This window comes from Methylobacterium sp. 174MFSha1.1 (genome assembly GCF_900116815.1).
Classification (GTDB): Bacteria; Pseudomonadota; Alphaproteobacteria; order Rhizobiales; family Beijerinckiaceae; genus Methylobacterium.
On sequence record NZ_FPCB01000007.1, the window covers coordinates 49,602 to 66,358 of the forward strand.

A 16,757-nucleotide genomic window follows, 5' to 3' on the forward strand; every position below is an offset into this window, starting at 1 on the left:
CTCCCCATATCGGGGATTCATCTCCTCACCGACGACCGGGCCCGACGGACCCGAGACGGCAAACCCGGGTCCGGGCCAGACACCTCCCATGCTGATGCAGACAGACGCCCCGCGCGCCCCCGCCGATCCGGTCGCCCGGCGCCGCACCTTCGCGATCATCTCGCACCCGGATGCCGGCAAGACCACGCTGACCGAGAAGCTGCTCCTGTTCGGCGGCGCGATCCAGCTCGCCGGCGAGGTCAAGGCCAAGCGCAACCGCGTCTCGACCCGCTCGGACTGGATGGGCATCGAGAAGGAGCGCGGCATCTCGGTCGTCACCTCGGTGATGACCTTCGAGTACGGCGACTGCGTCTTCAACCTGCTCGACACGCCGGGCCACGAGGACTTCTCGGAGGACACCTACCGGACGCTGACCGCGGTCGATTCCGCCGTGATGGTGATCGATGCGGCGAAGGGCATCGAGGCGCGCACCCGCAAGCTGTTCGAGGTCTGCCGCCTGCGCGACATCCCGATCGTCACCTTCGTCAACAAGCTCGACCGGGAGGCCCGCGATCCCTTCGACCTCCTCGACGAGATCGAGAAGACGCTCGCCCTCGACGTGGCGCCGGTCACCTGGCCGATCGGGCGCGGCCGGAGCTTTGCCGGCACCTACGACCTGCTGCGCCGCCGGGTGCGCCGGCTCGACGCGGCGGACGATGCCGGCACGGTGCCGGTCTCGGGGCTCGACGACCCGCTCTTCGACACCCTGCTGCCGGAGGCCAATGAGGCCGCGACCTGGCGCGAGGAGGCGGAGCTTGCGGAAGGCGGCTGCAAGCCGTTCGACCTCGACGCGTTCCGCGAGGGCCACCTGACCCCGGTCTTCTTCGGCTCTGCGCTGCGCAATTTCGGCGTGCGCGACCTGATCGACGGGCTCGCCGAGGTGGCGCCGCCGCCGCGCGGCCAGGACGCCGACACCCGCGCCGTCTCGCCGACCGAGCCGAAGATGACCGGCTTCGTGTTCAAGATCCAGGCGAACATGGACCCGAACCACCGGGACCGCATCGCCTTCATGCGGGTCTGCTCCGGCAAGCTCAGCCGCGGCATGAAGGCGCGGCTGGTGCGCACCGGCAAGCCGATCTCACTGTCCTCGCCGCAATTCTTCTTCGCCCAGGACCGGGCCATCGCCGACGAGGCCTATGCGGGCGACGTCGTCGGCATCCCCAACCACGGGACCCTGCGCATCGGCGACACGCTGACCGAGGGCGAGGAGCTGGTCTTTCGCGGCGTGCCGAGCTTCGCCCCCGAGCTCCTGCGCCGGATCAAGCTCACCGACGCGATGAAGGCCAAGAAGCTGCGCGAGGCGCTGCAGCAGATGGCCGAGGAAGGGGTGGTGCAGCTCTTCCTGCCGCAGGACGGCTCGAGCGCGATCGTCGGCGTCGTCGGTGCGCTGCAGCTCGACGTGCTCAAGGAGCGGCTCCAGGCCGAGTACGGCCTGCCGATCGACTACGAGCCGACCCGCTTCACCATCTGCCGCTGGATCGAGTCGGAGGATCAGGCCGAGCTCGACAAGTTCGTCGGCTCGCACGGCTCGTCGATGGCGAGCGACCTCGACGGGGCGCCGGTCTTCATGGCGACCACCGGATTCTCGCTGCGCTACGAGGAGGAGCGGGCGCCGGCGATCCGCTTCACCGACGTCAAGGACTACCAGAAGCGGCGGGCCTGAGGCCCGCCCGGTCCCGCCCCGTGACGGGGCGGCGCCGGTTGCCTAGAGCTTGCCGAGCAGCGGGAAGTCGACGTTGAGGCTCGAGATCGGGCCCACCGGCGTCTCGCGCTTGCGCGGCCGGCCGTTGAGCACCTGCTTCAGCTTCGTCTTCAGGAGCGACAGGTCGAACGGCTTGAGGATGAAGGCGTCGGCCCCGGCGAGGTGGGCGACGTTGATGTCCTCGAAGCTGAACGACGTCTCGGTAAGAATGAACGGCATGTTCATCAGCTGGTCGTCGGCCCGGATCTCGCGCAGGAGCTGGATCCCGTCCATCGGCTCCATTTCGAGGTCGGAGATCACCAGCCCGTAGCGCTTGACGCGCAACTGCTCGAGCGCCTGCGTCCCGTCGACCACGCCGTCGACATCAGGGAAGCCGAGGCGGCTCATCAGCTCGGTCACCAGGCGGACGAGTTTGACCTGGTCGTCGACGATCAGGATCGGAGGTGCTTCGCTCATCGGAACCAGCCAGCGGAATGAGGTTTCATGACGGATCACCGGGGGTTCCCGGCGGCCCCCGAACAGGCGCCTCGCGAAAATCGGTAGCCGGCTTCGCGACAGCCTGCGACGAAACGAGAAGCTGAGCGGACGGCGCGTGAGGCGTCCCCTGCGGGGCTGCCGATGCGGGCCGCTCAGACGAACAGATGGTCGATCCCCTGCTTGGCCATGGTGTCGGCCTGGAGGGCCTGGGCGAGGGCGTGGATCGTGCTCGCCTTCGGGGTACCGCGCTGGAGCATCGGCGCCAGGTTGGCCTTCTGGAACAGGGCGTCGTTGGCCGGCGTGCGCAGCACGTAGGCGAACGAGGTCACGAACTCGCGCTTGGCGATCTCGCGCCACTCGACGATGTGCACGTCGCGGTGGCGGATATCGCCGCCGATCCGCTGGAACGTCTCCTGCACCGACATCCGCTCCCCTTCGAGGATCTGGATGAAGTAGCCCTGATCGACGATCAGGATGCTGGTGATGACCGAGAACTCGTTCTTCTTCTGCGCGTGCCGGGCGATGTCGTTGACCTGGCGCGCGCGCTCGCGCGGCTCGGCGGAGAGCTGGGCGCGCGAGAAGTAGATCAGGTGAATGAGGCTGCTTCGCTTGCTCGTGCGCATGTCCCTGGTCCCATCGCGGTCCAGAAGGGCAGCTAAGGGCAAGAGCTTCAACAGCGCGTAAACACGACCCCTCGCATCCCACGGCAGATTTTGCCGCAGGTGACCGGACGCACCCGGCGGGTTTTGCCGCGCGGGGGCCATAGCTTCCAGCAAAATCAAGGACTTGAGCCTTGGCACACGGCTTGCGGACCCTCCCTCCGAGTGATCCTGACGGGATTTTCGGAGAGCTGGGGAAGATGGACGTTTTCAGCGCGCTGCAGACCTCGGTCTCGGGCCTCAAGGCCCAGGCCTTCAGCCTCGAGAACATCTCGGGCAACATCGCGAACTCGCAGACCGTCGGCTACAAGCGGATCGACACCGACTTCGTCGACATGCTGACCGAGCAGCCGGCCAGGCAGCAGGCCGCCGGCGGCGTCGCCGCCTTCTCGCAGCTGACCAACAGCCTGCAGGGCGGCGTGGCGGCCACCGGCGTCTCCACCAACATGGCGCTCAGCGGCGACGGCTTCTTCACGGTGCAGACCGCCGGGAGCAACGGCGGCGGCACGCCGACCTTCTCGGGCACCAACCTCTACACCCGCCGCGGCGACTTCTCGGTCGACCGCGACGGCTACCTCGTCAACGGCGCCGGCGCCTATCTCACCGGCCAGAGCCTCGACCCGGCGACCGGGCAATCGACCGGCACCGGGCCGATCAAGGTCTCCGACGCGACCCTGGCGGCCAAGCCGACGACGAGCATCGCCTACGCGGCGAACCTGCCGAGCAATCCGACCACCACCTCGGGCTCCTCGCTCCTCGCCACGCTGCCCGGCGGCGATCCCCGGGTGCTCTCGGGCACCGCGACGACGCCCCCGACGATCGCGGCGTCCGACTCGGCCGGCTTCGTCAATTCCAGCGTCGCGGGCGGCGAGCTCACGGCCTATTCGGGCACCGGCACCCCGGTGAGCGTGCAGATGCGCTGGGCCAAGGTCGCGAATGCCGACGCGACGGCCGGCACCGGCGACACCTGGAACCTGTACTACGCCAACCAGACCGCCACCGGCACCAATGCCGGAACCTGGCAGAACGTCGGCACCGCCTTCACCTTCAACGGCAGCGGCCAGCTCACCGCGCCGACCGGCACCAGCCTCAGCATCCCCGACGTGACGGTGAACGGGACCAATCTCGGGGCGGTGGCGCTGAACTTCGGCGCCGGCGGCCTGACCCAGTACGGCTCGTCGACCGGCCAGGTCACCACCAACACCCTGCAGCAGAACGGGTACGCCGCCGGCACCCTCAACTCGCTCGCGGTGACGAGCGACGGCAAGCTCACCGGCACCTATTCCAACGGCAGCAACGTGGCGCTGGCGCAGGTCGGGGTGGCGCGGTTCAACGCGCCCAACGCCCTCAAGGCGGTCTCGGGCGGCAACTACGCCCAGACGGCGGAATCCGGCGAGCCGCTGACCGGGCTGTCCGGCACCACGATCATCGGCGGCAACGTCGAGCAGTCGAACACCGACACGGCCGGCGAGTTCTCCAAGCTCATCGTCACCCAGCAGGCCTACTCGGCCAACACCCGGGTGATGTCGACCGCCCAGCAGATGATGTCCGACCTGATCAACGTCATCCGCTAGGGCAGTATCCCATCGCGCGGCCTTCGGGCCATGCTCAAGTTTATCGGTTTCGCTGCTTCGATTGCAACGGACCGTTAGCAACTTCGGTGAATACTACAAAAGGTAGGTTTCGCGAAGTGAGATCGTCGGGTTCGCGGCAAAAGGCTGCGGCACGACAGCAATCCGGGCGGAAGCGCATCGGCGTGCCGATGCGGATCCGCCTCGCGGCGGGCCCTCGTGCTCCGCCGCCCCGGACCCGTTCGGCCGCAAAAGGCGGCCCGGCCGGTTCCGGCCCGCCCGCGAGATGCCGGCCCGCGCGAGCCAGCCCCAAAACGGGGTGCGGCGGCGCGACCCGGCTCTCACCTCCCCACCCGGGATATCGACCGATGTCGCTCAACGCCCTCAACACCTCGACCGCCGGACTGCAGGTGACGCAGGCGGCGATCGGCCTCGTGTCGCAGAACGTCGCCAATTCCGGCACCGCCGGCTACGTCAAGCGCGTCCTCACCCCCGTCTCGACGCTCGGCAATTCCGGCGTCGCCACCGGCACGATCAGCCGCACCCTCGACGCGGTCTCGCTCAAGCAATTGCGGCTCGAGACCGCGGGGGCGTCCTATACCGGGCTGTCGGCCAAGGTGCAGGGCCAGCTGGACGCGCTCTACGGCACCCCGGGCAGCAGCTCCGCCCTCGACGGGGTGATGAACAGCTTCACGCAGTCGCTCCAGGCGCTGACGAGCGACCCGACCTCCGCCGCCTCGCGGGCGACCGCCGTGAGCGGCGCCAGGACCCTCGCCACCACGATCTCCGGGATCGCGCAGGGCGTGCAGGACCTGCGCACCGGCCTCGAATCGCAGCTCGGCGGCGACGTCGCCGCGGCGAGCGCGCTCCTGTCCAAGGTCGCCGGCCTCAACGGCAAGATCGCCGGCGCCTCGACGAGCGACCCCGGCACCGCCGACCTCCTCGACCAGCGCGACCAGGCGATCAACACGCTGTCGCAGTATCTCGACGTGCAGGTCAGCGACCAGCGCGACGGCTCGGTCACCCTGCTCACCGCCTCGGGCGCGACGCTCGTCGACCACACGGCCGCGGCGAGCCTGTCCTTCGACGGCCGCGGGACGTTGAGCGCCGAGGCACAGTACTCGGCCGATGCCAGCACCCGCGGCGTCGGCACCGTGACGGCGACGACGCCGGCGGGTGCCACGATCGACCTCGTCGCCACCGGGGCGATCCGCTCCGGCTCGATCGCCGCCGCGGTCTCGCTGCGCGACGACACCCTGGTCCAGGCGCAGCGCCAGCTCGACGACCTCGCCTCCGGCCTGTCGCGGGGGCTAAGCGACCGCACGGCGACCGGAACCGCCGTGTCCGACAACGGGCTCACCGGCTTCGACATCGATCTCACCGGGCTCCAGGCCGGCAACGCCGTGACGCTCGGCGTGCGCAACGCCGCGGGCGTCGGCCGCAACCTGATCCTGATGCCGACGAACGGCGCGGCGCCCGATCCCATCGACCCTGCGCTCACCGACGACCCGACGGCGCTGGTGGTGCCGGTCGACATCTCGGGCGGGTCCTCGACCTTCGCCGACAAGATCGGCGCGGTGCTCGGCACCGGCTTCACCGTCTCGGCCACGCCCGGGGGTGCCGCCGGCGCGGTGCGGATCCTGTCGGATCCGGCGAGCCTCGCGCTCACCGGTGCCGGCGCCTCGGTGACGGTGCCGACGAGCGCGTCCGACACGAAGACCGGCAGCAGCCAGTTCGCGCTGTTCGTCGATGCCGGGGTCGGCAACGGCGTGTTCACCGGCTCGTTCGAGGGCGGCTCGCACCTCACGGGCTTCGCCCAGCGCCTCGCGGTCAACCCGGCGGTCGCCGCCGATTCCTCCACCCTGGTGGATTACTCCGGCACCACCGCCTCGGGCGATACTGCTCGGCCGCAGGCCCTCGTCGACGCGCTGACGAGCGGCACCCGGACCTTCTCGGCGGGAAGCGGCATCGGCGGCGTCAGCGCCCCGCGCGTCGCCACGGTCGTGGGCTTCGCCCAGTCGGTCGTCGACGCCCGCGGCGCGGCCAGCGCCGAGGCGCAGCAGCTCGACGAGGGCCAGCAGATCGCCCTGTCCTCGGCCCAGAGCCGGTTCGGCAAGGAATCCGGCGTCAGCGTGGACGAGGAGATGTCCCGGCTCATCCAGCTCCAGACCGCCTACAGCGCCAATGCCCGGGTGCTGACCGCCGCCCGCGACATGCTCGACACCCTGCTCCGGATCTAGAAAGACCGACCGCGATGACGATCGCCCCCTTCGCGGCCGGCACCGCCGCCGCCGACCTCAACACCCAGCGCCTCGTCGCGATGAAGACGACGCTCGGCACGCTGTCGAACCAGATCGGCAGCGGCCGCACCGCCGAGACCTATGGCGGCCTCGGCACCGGGCGCACCCAGAGCCTGTCGGCCCACGCCCAGATCAGCGCGCTCGACGGCTACATCGTGGCGGCCGGCACCGGCGCGACCCGGGTGGCCCTGGCCTCGGCCAGCGTGCAGCAGATCGCGACCCTCGGTTCCTCGGCCTGGAACAGCCTCGTCAGCGCCCGCACCGGCGCCGGCACCACCGCCCGCTCGACCCTGCAGCAGGACGCGGCGGGCAACCTCGGCGGCGCCCTCGACGCCCTCAACCAGAGCACCGGCGGCCAGTACATCCTGGGCGGCCGGGTCACCGACCGGGCGCCGGTGGAGACAGCCTCCCGCATCCTCGACGGCGATCCGGCGTCGGGCCTCGACGGCGTGCGCACGGTGATCGCCGAGCGCCAGGCCGCCGACCTCGGCGCCGGCACGCCGAAGACCGGGCGGCTCGACCTCTCAGGCACGGGCGCGAGCATGAGCCTGTCGGAGAGCCAGTCTCCCGGCGTGCGGGCGAATTTCGGCTTCACGATCGCCCGAGCCGTCAGCTCGAACCCGGCCGGCCTCGCAGTCGCATTCCAGGCCGGAGCGCCGGCCGCTGCCACGCTGTCCTTCGCCAGCCAGCCCAAGGACGGCGACATCGTGCGGGTGAGCGTCCAGAATACGGACGGCAGCCAAGGCTTCGTCGATCTCACCGCCCGGGCGGCGGGCAGCGGCGGCGACGGCACCTTCACGATCGGGGCCGACGCGGCGGCGAGCGCGCAGAACCTCACCGCGGCTCTGGGGGGCAAGACCGTCACCGGCGTGCAGAGCGCGAACCCGCCGGGCGCGAGCGCGGCCCTGTCCGGCGGCATTCCGGCCTCCGCGACCGTGACGGTCGGGGCGGGGCTCCAGGCCGGCGACAGCGTGCAGATCACCGTGGGCTTGCGCGACGGCACCAGCCAGACGATCAGCCTGACGGCGTCCGCCGACGGCAAGGCCACCGGCTCTTTCGCGATCGGCGCGAGCGCGGACGACACCGCCACCAACCTCAAGGCGGCGCTCGCCACCGCGCTCGACGCCAGCGCCGGGACCGACCTCGCGGCGAGCTCCGCCACGCGGGCGGCGAGCGACTTCTTCGCCGGCTCGTCCTCGCCGGGCTTGAGCCCGCGTCGCGTGGCGACGGACGCATCCGGCAACGCGACCGGCTACGTCGCCGATCCGAGCGGCCGCACCCTGATCTGGTACAAGGGCGACGACACCTCCGCCGATCCGCGCCGGACCGCGACCGTGCCGGTCTCCGGCGACCGGTCGGTGGCGATCGGCGTCCAGGCCAACGAATCGGCCTTCCGCGGCACGCTGAGCGGCCTCGCGGTCCTGGCCACCACGCCGTTCGACGAGACCGACACCGACAACGCCCGCTTCGACGCCTATTCGGGCCGGGTGCAGACCCTGCTCAAGCCCGCCGACGGCCAGCCCTCCGTCCAGGGCATCGCCTCGGAGCTGAGCCTCGCCTCGGCCCAGATCGACACCCAGACGACCCAGAACAAGGCCACCAAGGCCGTGCTGCAGAAGACCGTGGACGGCGTCGAATCGGTCTCGACGGAGGAGGCGGCGACCAAGCTCTTGAGTTTGCAGACGCAGCTGCAGGCGAGCTATCAGGCGACGTCGATGCTGTCGAAGTTGACGCTGACGAGTTATCTGTAGGGTTTCGTGGGGAAGACTATCCCGGTCATCCCGGGGCTCGATGCAGTTGGGAACCGAGATCCATAACCGCTGACGCAGCCTGAAAGGACGGGCAGCGTTCCACTTCATCCTGCACCGTTAGTGGTTATGGATCCCCGGTTCCGCTGCGCGGCCCCGGGATGACACCGAGGGTAGCAGGATCGTCGGGCGAGTCGAACAGACCGTCAGTGAACCATGAATCGCATGGCCGCGATGAGGATGCCGGCGAAGGCCGCGAGCATCGCACCGAGCTTGATCGTCATGCGCTGCTCAAGAAGCTTCATCTCCGACCGGATGGCCGCGAACTCGTTCCTGACATCCTTCTGGTTGGCAGAAGACTCGGCCCGGATGGCCGCGAACTCGTTCCCGACATCCTTCTGGTGAGCTGAGGACTCGGCCCGAATGGCCGCGAACTCGTTCCTGACATCCTTCTGGTGGGCTGAGGACTCGGCCCGGATGGCCGCGAACTCGTTCTTGACATCCTTCTGAAACGCCGAGGCTTCCGCCCGGAGTGCGGCGAATTCCATCTTCATATCCGTCCGGAGCACTGCGATCTCCGACCGAACGGCAGCGAACTCGGCCGCCGTCTCGGATTTCGCCGGGACGTTGTCCTGGACGGCCGAGGAGATCGCCGCGGCCAACCCCTCTGCCTGCTCCGACGAGAAGGCGGCATTCTCGCGCAGGTCGCGAGCGAGCTTCAGTGTGTCGAAGGCGAACATCGGCGACGGCAGCTCCTTCCGCAGAGGATAGGGGGCAGCCGGGGAAAGGGGAAGCGTTGGAGCAGACGGTCAGACGGTCAGACGGCCTCCGGCGACGACGCGGATCCCTCAGCATGCCCACCCTTCACCCGCGCCAGCACCAACTCCGTGAAGATCCGCGGATGCGGCATCTCCGGCGCCGGCTGGCGCACCAGGGTCATTGGCGCGACTGGGGCCGGGCCGCGGATCTCGCGGTAGCGCACGCCCTCGGTCGCGAGACGCGCCATCGAGCGCGGCACGATGGCGAGCGCGATGCCGGTCGCCACGAGGTTGACCACCGAGGCGAGCTGGGGCGCGTTCTGGGCGATGCGGGGCGAGAACCCGACCGCCGCGCAGGCCGCCATGATGCCGTCGTAGAGCGCCCGGCCGTTGCGGCGCGGATAGACGATGAAGCCCTCGTTCGCGAGAGCGGAGAGCTCCACCCCGCCGGTCCCGGCGGCCAGCCGATGCGTCGCCGGCAGGGCCACCACCATCGGCTCGTCGAAGAGGTGGCGGGCCCAGAAATCGTCGACCTCGCCCTCGTCCGGGCGCATGAAGGCGACGTCGACCCGGCCGGCCCGGAAGGCGGCGAGCAGGCTCGCGGTCGTCTCCTCCAGAAGCTCGACCTGCACGTCCGGATAGGCGCTGCGGTAGTCGCGGATCGCCCCGGTCACCAGGGGGTGGAACGAGGCCGAGGAGGTGAAGCCGATGCGGATCTGGCCGACATCGCCGGTGGCGATGCGCCGGGCCCGGATCGTGGCCGCGTCGACCGCGGCGAGCACCGCGCGGGCATCGTCCGCGAAGGCGCGGCCGGGCTCGGTCAGCGCCACCCCGCGCGACAGGCGCTGGAGCAGAACAGTGCCGATCTCGGTCTCGAGGCTCTTGATCTGGTGGCTGAGCGCCGGCTGCGCGATGTTCAGCCGCTCCGCCGCCCGGGTGATGCTGAGATCGTCGGCCACCGCGACGAAGTAGCGAAGATGGCGAAGCTCCATCGCGCCGGTTTCCCCCTGATCCCCGGTTCCCGCCGGTGCCGACGGAGTCATGTCCGTCAGCCCTACGATAGAGGAGATCCGGGGGGACCGCATGGCGCGCGTCGGGAACGGCTTATCCGCGCGGCACGGTGTCCCGCACCGAGGGACGGTCGCCGTGCGCGTCGCGGAAGGCCGCGACCGTGGGGCAGAGGCCGCGCCAGTCGTGGTCGGGGAAGCGGAACACCAGGTAGTCCAAAGCCGTGATCGCGGCGATCGCCGGCAGGTCGAAGCCCTGGCTGCCGTCGAACGCTGCATCGAGGCGCCGCAGCCCCTCCTGCATGGTGCGGTAGCGCTTCCTGCCGACGAGGCCGGTGTCGAAGTCCGGCGCCGACTTGCGCCCGATGATCACCGCCACCGCGGCGTCGAACACCCCGATCGCCACCCCGGCGGCCGAGAGCGCGGCGGGTCCGCCGGCCAGCACGGCCGGCTTCGTGCCGGTCGCGTCGAGATGGCTGAGGATCAGCAGCGCTTCCGTCAGCCGCGCGCCGTCGTCGGTGACCAGCGTCGGCACGCGGCCGGCCGGGTTGGCGTCCAGGAAGGCCGGGTCGTCGGCCCAGGCATCGACGAAGGTGGTGTCGACGGCCTCGTTCAGGCCCTTCTCGATCAGTGCCATGCGGACGATGCGCACGAAGGGCGAGGTCGGGTTGGCGTAGAGCTTCATGATCGCGGATCCGGTCAGCCGGCGGTGGTCAGGGGGCAGCCGCTCTTGTCGGCGGGGGTGAACAGCTTGTCCCCGGGGATCGTTTCGATGACGCGGTAGAGATCGGCCTTGCTCTTCGAGTCTTTCGGGCTCTTCACCTCGACGAGCATCATGTCCATCACCACCCGGCCGTTGGCTTGGATGCGCGGGTTGCCGTAGAAGCCGTCGTCGATCGGCAGCTCCTTCATCGCCTTGTTGACGGCGCCCGCCTCGTCGGTGCCGGCCTTCTCGACGGCTCTGAGATAGTGCCTCACTGAGGAGTAGGCGGCGGCGTGGCCCATGGTCGGCACCACGTTGCCGTTGCGGGCCATCAGGCGCTTGGCCCAGGCGCGGCTCGCCTCGTTGGCATCCCAGTAAAAATTCACCGCCATGCGGATGCCCTGCGCCACGTCGAGGCCGAGCGCCACGGTGTTGTTGGTGAAGACCAGCATCGCCACCACCTTCGAGGTGATGCCGAATTCCCGCGCCTGCTTGATGGTGTTGACGAGGTCCGGCCCGGCATTGGCGAGCCCGATCACGTCGGCGCCGGAGGACTGCGCCTGGATTAGCTGCGAGGAGAGGTCGGTGGCGCCCAGCGGATGGCGGATGTCGCCGACCACCGTGCCGCCCGCGGCCTTCACCGCCTTGCCGGCATCCGCCGCGAGGCCGTGGCCGAAGACGTAGTCGGCGGTGATGAAGTACCACTTCTTGCCGCCGCTCTGCACCACGGCGCCCGCCACCGCGTTGGCGAGCTCGCCGGTCGAGGGCACCCACTGCGTGCCGTAGGGCGAGCAGCCGGGGCCGGAGAATTGCGAGGCGTAGCCGCCGGTCACCATCGTGGTGATCTTGCGCTCCCGGGCGTAGGCCTGCACGCCGAGGCCCACGGAGCTCGCGCCGCCGAGCACGAAGGCGGTGACGCCGCGCTGGTCGACGAGCTGGCGGGCGAGGCCGGAGCCGATATCGGGCTTGTTCTGGTGGTCGACGCCGATCACCTCGATCGGCCGACCCAGCACCTTGCCGCCGAAATCCTCCGCCGCCATCGTGGCGGCGAGCACCATGTTCGGCCCGCCATTGCCGGAATACATCCCCGACAGGTCCTCGATCACGCCGATGCGGAGCGGCGTCTCGGCGGCGATGGCGGGTGCGGTCAGGGCCGTGGCGAACAGGCCGGCGACGGCGAGGCGTCGCGTCAGGGGCGTGCGGAGCATGGGGCGTTTCCTCGGCAATCGCATCGGTCTTCTGGCGCCCGGCGAGGGGTGTCGGAGCGATGCTTGATGATGACCGGTTTATCGCGCCCCGGCGCAGTTGCCGTCCAATAGTTTGCGCATCGCTCCGCCATCGTTTCCCGGTATGGCAGGGCGTGACCTTGCGGACCTTGGCGGTGAGGACTCGGCGGGTGCGGCGCGCCGTCATCGTCGCCGGCTATGGCTGGCGCCCGATCTTTGTATTGGACGGCACGCCCGCCCGCGGGCGACACCGCCGGCACGACCGCGAGGGTTCGCATCGAAGCGCCCCGCACCCCGAGGAGACGCCCGCATGATCACCAGCTTCTACATGCCGACCCGGATCGTCTCAGGGTCCGGCGCGCTCGCCACCATCGGCACGCTCGCCCGCGACCTCGGGATGACGCGGGTGCTGGTCGTGTCCGATCCGGTCATCTCGGCGCAAGCGTTCCACGCCGACGCGCTGGCGGCCCTGGAGGGCGCCGGCCTGAAGGTCGCGCGCTTCGACGAGTGCGGGATCGATGCGCGCTGCTCGCACATCGATGACCAGGGCGAGCGGGTGCGTCGCGAGGGCATCGACGGGGTGGTGTGCATCGGCGGCGGCTCGGTGATGTGCACCGGCAAGGGCATCGCCATCGTGGCGACGAACCATAAACCCATGGCGGAGTGCACCGGCGTCGGCCGGTTCGACCGCAAGGCGCTGCCGATGATCATGGTGCCGACCACCGCCGGCTCCGGCTCGGAAGTGTCGCAATGGACCATTGTCAAGGACGAGGTGCGCCACCTCAAGCTCCTCGGCGGCGGCCCCTTGAGTTTTCCCGACGCGGCGATCCTCGATCCCGTGACCCTGCGCTCGCTGCCGATGCACGTCGCGGCCTTGCCGGCGGTCGACGCGCTGACCCACGGCGTCGAGGCCTATTTGAGCGGCATCGCCTCGCCGCTCACCGACGCGGTGGCGCTCGCCGCCGTGCGGCTCCAGGCCGCCTCCTTGCGCGCCTCGATCAATTCCGACGACGACCGCGCCCGCGAGGACAACCTCGTTGCCTCCTGCATGGCCAACATCGCCTGCGGCAATGCCCGGCTCGGCCACGGCCACGCCCTGTCGCTGCCGCTGGAGGGCCATCTCGACCTGCCCCATCCCTACGGCGTCGGGGTGCTGCTGCCGCACGTCATCGCGTTCAACCTCGCGGTGCTGCCGGCCAAGGTACGCCCCCTCGCCGAGGCCTTGGAGGTAGAGACCACGGGCCTGTCGCGCCAGGAGATGATCGCATCTTGCGCCGACGCGGTGCGGGCGCTCTACGCCGATATCGGCTTCCCGGAGCGCTTCACCCCTGAGCAATTGCCCCGCGACCGGGTCCGCGAGATGGCTTTGCGCGCCGTGCCGGGCCTCTATGCTGGCATTGCCGCCAAGGATTTCAACCCGGCGAGCGCCAACGACCGCACGATCATCGCGAGCCCGGCGGCGCGCAAGATGACGGTGAGGCAGGCGGAGGAGATTTTTGAGCGGTGCGTGGGGTGAGGGCTCGGCTCGCGCTGCGGATCTGAAACCCTCCGCGTCAGCCCGGGTCCGACAGAGCTGTATCCTGGCGGCGGACGAGATGGTTCAAGCTCCCCCTTTCCTGGACGACTGAAGCGACAGCGGAAGGAGATCCGGGATCCATCACAGGACGTGCCGCGAAGCGGCTCTGAATGCTGCACCGTTGCAGACACACGGACGCTTCGCGAGTTCTTGCGCTGGATCCCGGATCTCCTTCCACTTCGTTTCAGTCGTCCGGGAAAGGGGCAGCTTAGACGAAGTGACCGCTCAGCAGTACAGGCACCCGTTTGTGTTGCGTCGGACGATATTCGCGCACCAGGCAGGCTGATGAGTTCCCGCCCCAAGCGTGTCCCCCACGCCCTGGCGCACCATCCCCCGCCATGCTTCTCTCCACCCCGAACGGGAGGTTAGGCCTTGCGCACGACATCGATGATTTTGGCGGTCGCCGCCCTGTTCGCGGCGTCCTCCGCGGCCCTGCCGGCCCACGCGCTCGACGTGCGCGACCTCCCCATCGCCAAGGCGCCCGAGGCCTGCCCGCACGAGGGGCCCGGCTTCACCCGGGTCGTCCCCGGTGGTCCGTGCATGCGGATCAGCGGCCGGGTGCGGGCCGAGGTCGGCACGCCGGTCCCCGCCCGCCCCGGCGCAGGCCTGGACGGGGCGGCCCGCGGCGTGGTCAGCGCCTCGGGCCGGGTCGCGATCGATACGAGGACGCAGACCGAGTACGGCCCGGCCCGGGCCTATATCCGCCTCGGCACCAGCCACTAAGCAGAGTTGCCTGGCGCAACTCCGCTTAGTTTCTCGATTTTGCATCATTTTTGCCGCCGAACCGGTGACCACTTCGGCGAATGATGCTTAGCCTACAGGCTGCGCGACAGCACCAGCGGCGCGCTGCGGCGGTGGCCGTAGGGGGAAGGGGCCGGGCGGCTGCCGTAGCCGGACCCATAGCCCTTGGGCTCGGCGTTGCGGGTCAGCTCCGTCGAGAGGTTGCGCAGCAAGCCTTCCGAGATCGCCCGGGCGGTCGCCAGCACCGCCTGGTTGGCCGCGACCGTCTCCGAGAAGCGGCCATGCGCCTCGCGGAGCGCCGCGACGCCGTCGGGCGCGAAGCGGGCGAGCGCCACGGCATTCGCCTTCACCGCCTGCAGGCCCTGGAGGTAGGCGCCGGCGAGCGCCGTCTTCTGCGGGGCCTCGGCCAGGCCCTCGGCGAGGCGCCCGACCCGGATGTGGTCGCTCTCGCGACCGAGCAGGGTCTCGAGTTCGCGCATGGTGCTCAGCGTCTCGGCGACGAGGCGCTCGGCGGCCGCGGCATCCGCGACCGGGGCGGGGCGGGCGGCCTCAGCCATTGGCGCCCCCCTGGAGCCGCAGCATCTCGCGCATCACCTGGTCGCCGATGCCGATGCCGCCGCTCTTCACGATCGACTGGGCGTATTCCTTGTTGAGCATCGAGCGGTAGACGCCGCCGCCGGTGCCGTTCTCGCCGAGCGGACCGTCGGTGCCCTGCGAGCGGTTGAGCACGTCGAGGCTCTGCTCCAGGAACATCGCCTCGAAATCCTTGGCGGTCTTCTGAATCTTGGTCTTGTCGCCGGTGGGCGACGCCGTGTTGCCGGTGAGCGCCGACAGGCCGGAGGCGGCGGCCCCGGCGAGGGCCTGGCCGACCGCCATTCCGGCGGAGGCCGCGAGGGGAGCGAGGGGAAGCATCGGCGTTCAGTCCTCGGGTTCGACAGAAGAAGGGCAGGGAGGGGAGGCCGGCGTCACATCACTTCGATGTCGGCTTGCAGCGCGCCGGCGGTCTTGATCGCCTGGAGGATCGAGATCAGGTCGCGCGGGCCGATGCCCAGGGCGTTGAGCCCATCGACCAGCTCGCGCAGGGTCACGCCCTCCTTGACCAGGGCGAGCTTGTTCTTCTCGCCGGCATCGACCTTGAGGGCGGTGCGCGGCACCACCACGGTCTCGCCGTTGGAGAACGGCGCCGGCTGGCTCACCTGCGGCTGCTCGGTGATGGTGACGGTGAGGTTGCCCTGGGCGACCGCCACGGTGGAGACCCGCACGTCGCGGCCCATCACGATGATGCCGGAGCGCTCGTCGATCACCACCCGGGCGGTCTGGTCGGGCTCGACCTTCAGCTGCTCGACCTCGGTGAGCAGCCGGATCATGTTGCCCTGGTAGCGCGCCGGCACCTGCAGGGTGACGGTGGAGGGGTCGGTCGGCTCGGCGGTGTCGGCGCCCATGAAGTCGTTGATCGCCGCGGCGATGCGCTTCGAGGTGGTGAAGTCGGGGTTGCGCAGCGAGAGGCGCAGGCACTTCTGCTCGTTGAGCTTGAAGGCAATCTCGCGCTCGATCACCGCCCCGTTGGCGATGCGCCCGTTGGTCGGCACGCCGCGGGTGATCTTGGCCGCGTCGCCCTCGGCCTGGAAGCCCGCGATGGCGAGCGACCCTTGCGCCACCGCGTAGGCCTCGCCGTCGGCGGCGAGAAGCGGCGTGACCAGCAGCGTGCCGCCCTGGAGCGACTTGGCGTCGCCGAGCGACGACACCGTGACGTCGATGCGGGTCCCCTGCGCGGCGAAGGGGGGGAGGTTCGCCGTCACCATCACGGCGGCGAGGTTGGCGGTGCGCATGGTGGCGCCCCGCGTGTTGACGCCGAGCCGCTCCAGCATCGCCTGCACCGATTGCTTGGTGAAGGGCGCGTTGTTGAGCGTGTCGCCGGTGCCGTTGAGCCCGACCACGATGCCGTAGCCGATGAGCTGGTTGCTCCGCATGCCCTCGACGCTGGCGAGGTCCTTCACCCGCGACAGGGCGAGGGCGGGGCCGGCCGTCAGGAGGACGGGCAGAAGGCAGGAAAGACAGGCGAGGACGAGGAGGCGAAGGCACATGACGGGGTCCCGAAACTCAGGAGAGAGGATTGCCAGGACCGTGCCAGCCCCCGGACCACCCGTAAGTCTCTGGTAAGGTTACCGATCCGTTTCTCGGAGAGGCCGCCGGCGGGCGGTTCCGGCCCCGGTCGTTTTCGCCTCGCGGCAAGATCTGCCGCCTCGTTTA

15 protein-coding genes are annotated in these 16,757 nt (G+C 70.0%); 6 read left to right on the forward strand and 9 right to left on the reverse strand.

Annotation, left to right across the window (positions count from 1 at the left end):
* Window positions 1-88 precede the first annotated feature (88 nt).
* On the forward strand, window positions 89-1,702 hold the full coding sequence (locus BM430_RS05240; RefSeq protein WP_093566111.1) for a peptide chain release factor 3: 1,614 nt from the start codon (window positions 89-91) through the stop codon (window positions 1,700-1,702).
* A gap of 42 nt (window positions 1,703-1,744) precedes the next feature.
* Here BM430_RS05240 and BM430_RS05245 read toward each other — a convergent pair whose 3' ends face one another.
* The gene (locus BM430_RS05245) at window positions 1,745-2,197 is read right to left on the reverse strand and encodes a response regulator (protein WP_093566113.1); all 453 of its coding nucleotides are present in this window, start codon (window positions 2,195-2,197) and stop codon (window positions 1,745-1,747) included.
* Between the two features lie 173 nt (window positions 2,198-2,370).
* Window positions 2,371-2,841, reverse strand: a complete 471-nt coding sequence (locus BM430_RS05250) for a BLUF domain-containing protein (protein WP_093566115.1) — start codon at window positions 2,839-2,841, stop codon at window positions 2,371-2,373.
* Window positions 2,842-3,077: 236 nt separating this feature from the next.
* Here BM430_RS05250 and BM430_RS05255 point away from each other — a divergent pair, with 236 nt between their 5' ends.
* The 3 genes from BM430_RS05255 (at window position 3,078) to BM430_RS05265 (ending at window position 8,499) form a co-directional block, all read left to right on the forward strand.
* Window positions 3,078-4,451 (forward strand): flagellar hook protein FlgE, encoded by a 1,374-nt coding sequence (locus BM430_RS05255; protein WP_093566116.1) that lies wholly within the window; start codon window positions 3,078-3,080, stop codon window positions 4,449-4,451.
* A 365-nt stretch (window positions 4,452-4,816) separates the two neighbouring features.
* Window positions 4,817-6,688, forward strand: coding sequence for a flagellar hook-associated protein FlgK (flgK, locus tag BM430_RS05260; RefSeq protein ID WP_093566117.1), 1,872 nt, complete (start codon window positions 4,817-4,819; stop codon window positions 6,686-6,688).
* Between the two features lie 14 nt (window positions 6,689-6,702).
* Window positions 6,703-8,499 (forward strand): flagellin, encoded by a 1,797-nt coding sequence (locus tag BM430_RS05265; protein WP_093566119.1) that lies wholly within the window; start codon window positions 6,703-6,705, stop codon window positions 8,497-8,499.
* A 203-nt stretch (window positions 8,500-8,702) separates the two neighbouring features.
* Here BM430_RS05265 and BM430_RS05270 read toward each other — a convergent pair whose 3' ends face one another.
* From BM430_RS05270 to BM430_RS05285, 4 genes are all read right to left on the reverse strand, one after another.
* Window positions 8,703-9,236, reverse strand: coding sequence for a coiled-coil domain-containing protein (locus BM430_RS05270; RefSeq protein ID WP_093566121.1), 534 nt, complete (start codon window positions 9,234-9,236; stop codon window positions 8,703-8,705).
* Between the two features lie 77 nt (window positions 9,237-9,313).
* The gene (locus tag BM430_RS05275) at window positions 9,314-10,246 is read right to left on the reverse strand and encodes a LysR substrate-binding domain-containing protein (protein ID WP_093566123.1); all 933 of its coding nucleotides are present in this window, start codon (window positions 10,244-10,246) and stop codon (window positions 9,314-9,316) included.
* Window positions 10,247-10,358: 112 nt separating this feature from the next.
* Window positions 10,359-10,946: a glutathione S-transferase family protein gene (locus BM430_RS05280; protein WP_093566125.1), complete on the reverse strand. Its 588-nt coding sequence runs from the start codon at window positions 10,944-10,946 to the stop codon at window positions 10,359-10,361.
* A 14-nt stretch (window positions 10,947-10,960) separates the two neighbouring features.
* Window positions 10,961-12,172: an ABC transporter substrate-binding protein gene (locus BM430_RS05285; protein ID WP_093566127.1), complete on the reverse strand. Its 1,212-nt coding sequence runs from the start codon at window positions 12,170-12,172 to the stop codon at window positions 10,961-10,963.
* Between the two features lie 328 nt (window positions 12,173-12,500).
* On the opposite strand from BM430_RS05285, the gene BM430_RS05290 reads away from it, so the two are divergent.
* Together BM430_RS05290 and BM430_RS05295 are read left to right on the forward strand one after the other, a co-directional pair.
* A complete protein-coding gene (locus tag BM430_RS05290) occupies window positions 12,501-13,706 on the forward strand; it encodes an iron-containing alcohol dehydrogenase (protein WP_093566129.1) in 1,206 nt (401 codons plus the stop codon).
* A 432-nt stretch (window positions 13,707-14,138) separates the two neighbouring features.
* Window positions 14,139-14,489 carry a porin gene (locus BM430_RS05295; protein WP_244539337.1) on the forward strand — a complete coding sequence of 117 codons (351 nt, stop codon included), beginning with the start codon at window positions 14,139-14,141 and terminating at the stop codon, window positions 14,487-14,489.
* A gap of 92 nt (window positions 14,490-14,581) precedes the next feature.
* Here BM430_RS05295 and BM430_RS05300 read toward each other — a convergent pair whose 3' ends face one another.
* The 3 genes from BM430_RS05300 to BM430_RS05310 are packed head-to-tail and all read right to left on the reverse strand — an operon-like array spanning window position 14,582 to window position 16,591.
* Window positions 14,582-15,064 (reverse strand): hypothetical protein, encoded by a 483-nt coding sequence (locus tag BM430_RS05300; RefSeq protein ID WP_093566133.1) that lies wholly within the window; start codon window positions 15,062-15,064, stop codon window positions 14,582-14,584.
* On the reverse strand, window positions 15,057-15,419 hold the full coding sequence (locus tag BM430_RS05305; RefSeq protein WP_093566135.1) for a rod-binding protein: 363 nt from the start codon (window positions 15,417-15,419) through the stop codon (window positions 15,057-15,059). Before BM430_RS05305 ends, BM430_RS05300 begins: the two co-directional genes overlap by 8 nt.
* Before the next feature lie 53 nt (window positions 15,420-15,472).
* The gene (locus tag BM430_RS05310; protein WP_093566137.1) at window positions 15,473-16,591 is read right to left on the reverse strand and encodes a flagellar basal body P-ring protein FlgI; all 1,119 of its coding nucleotides are present in this window, start codon (window positions 16,589-16,591) and stop codon (window positions 15,473-15,475) included.
* Window positions 16,592-16,757 lie beyond the last annotated feature (166 nt).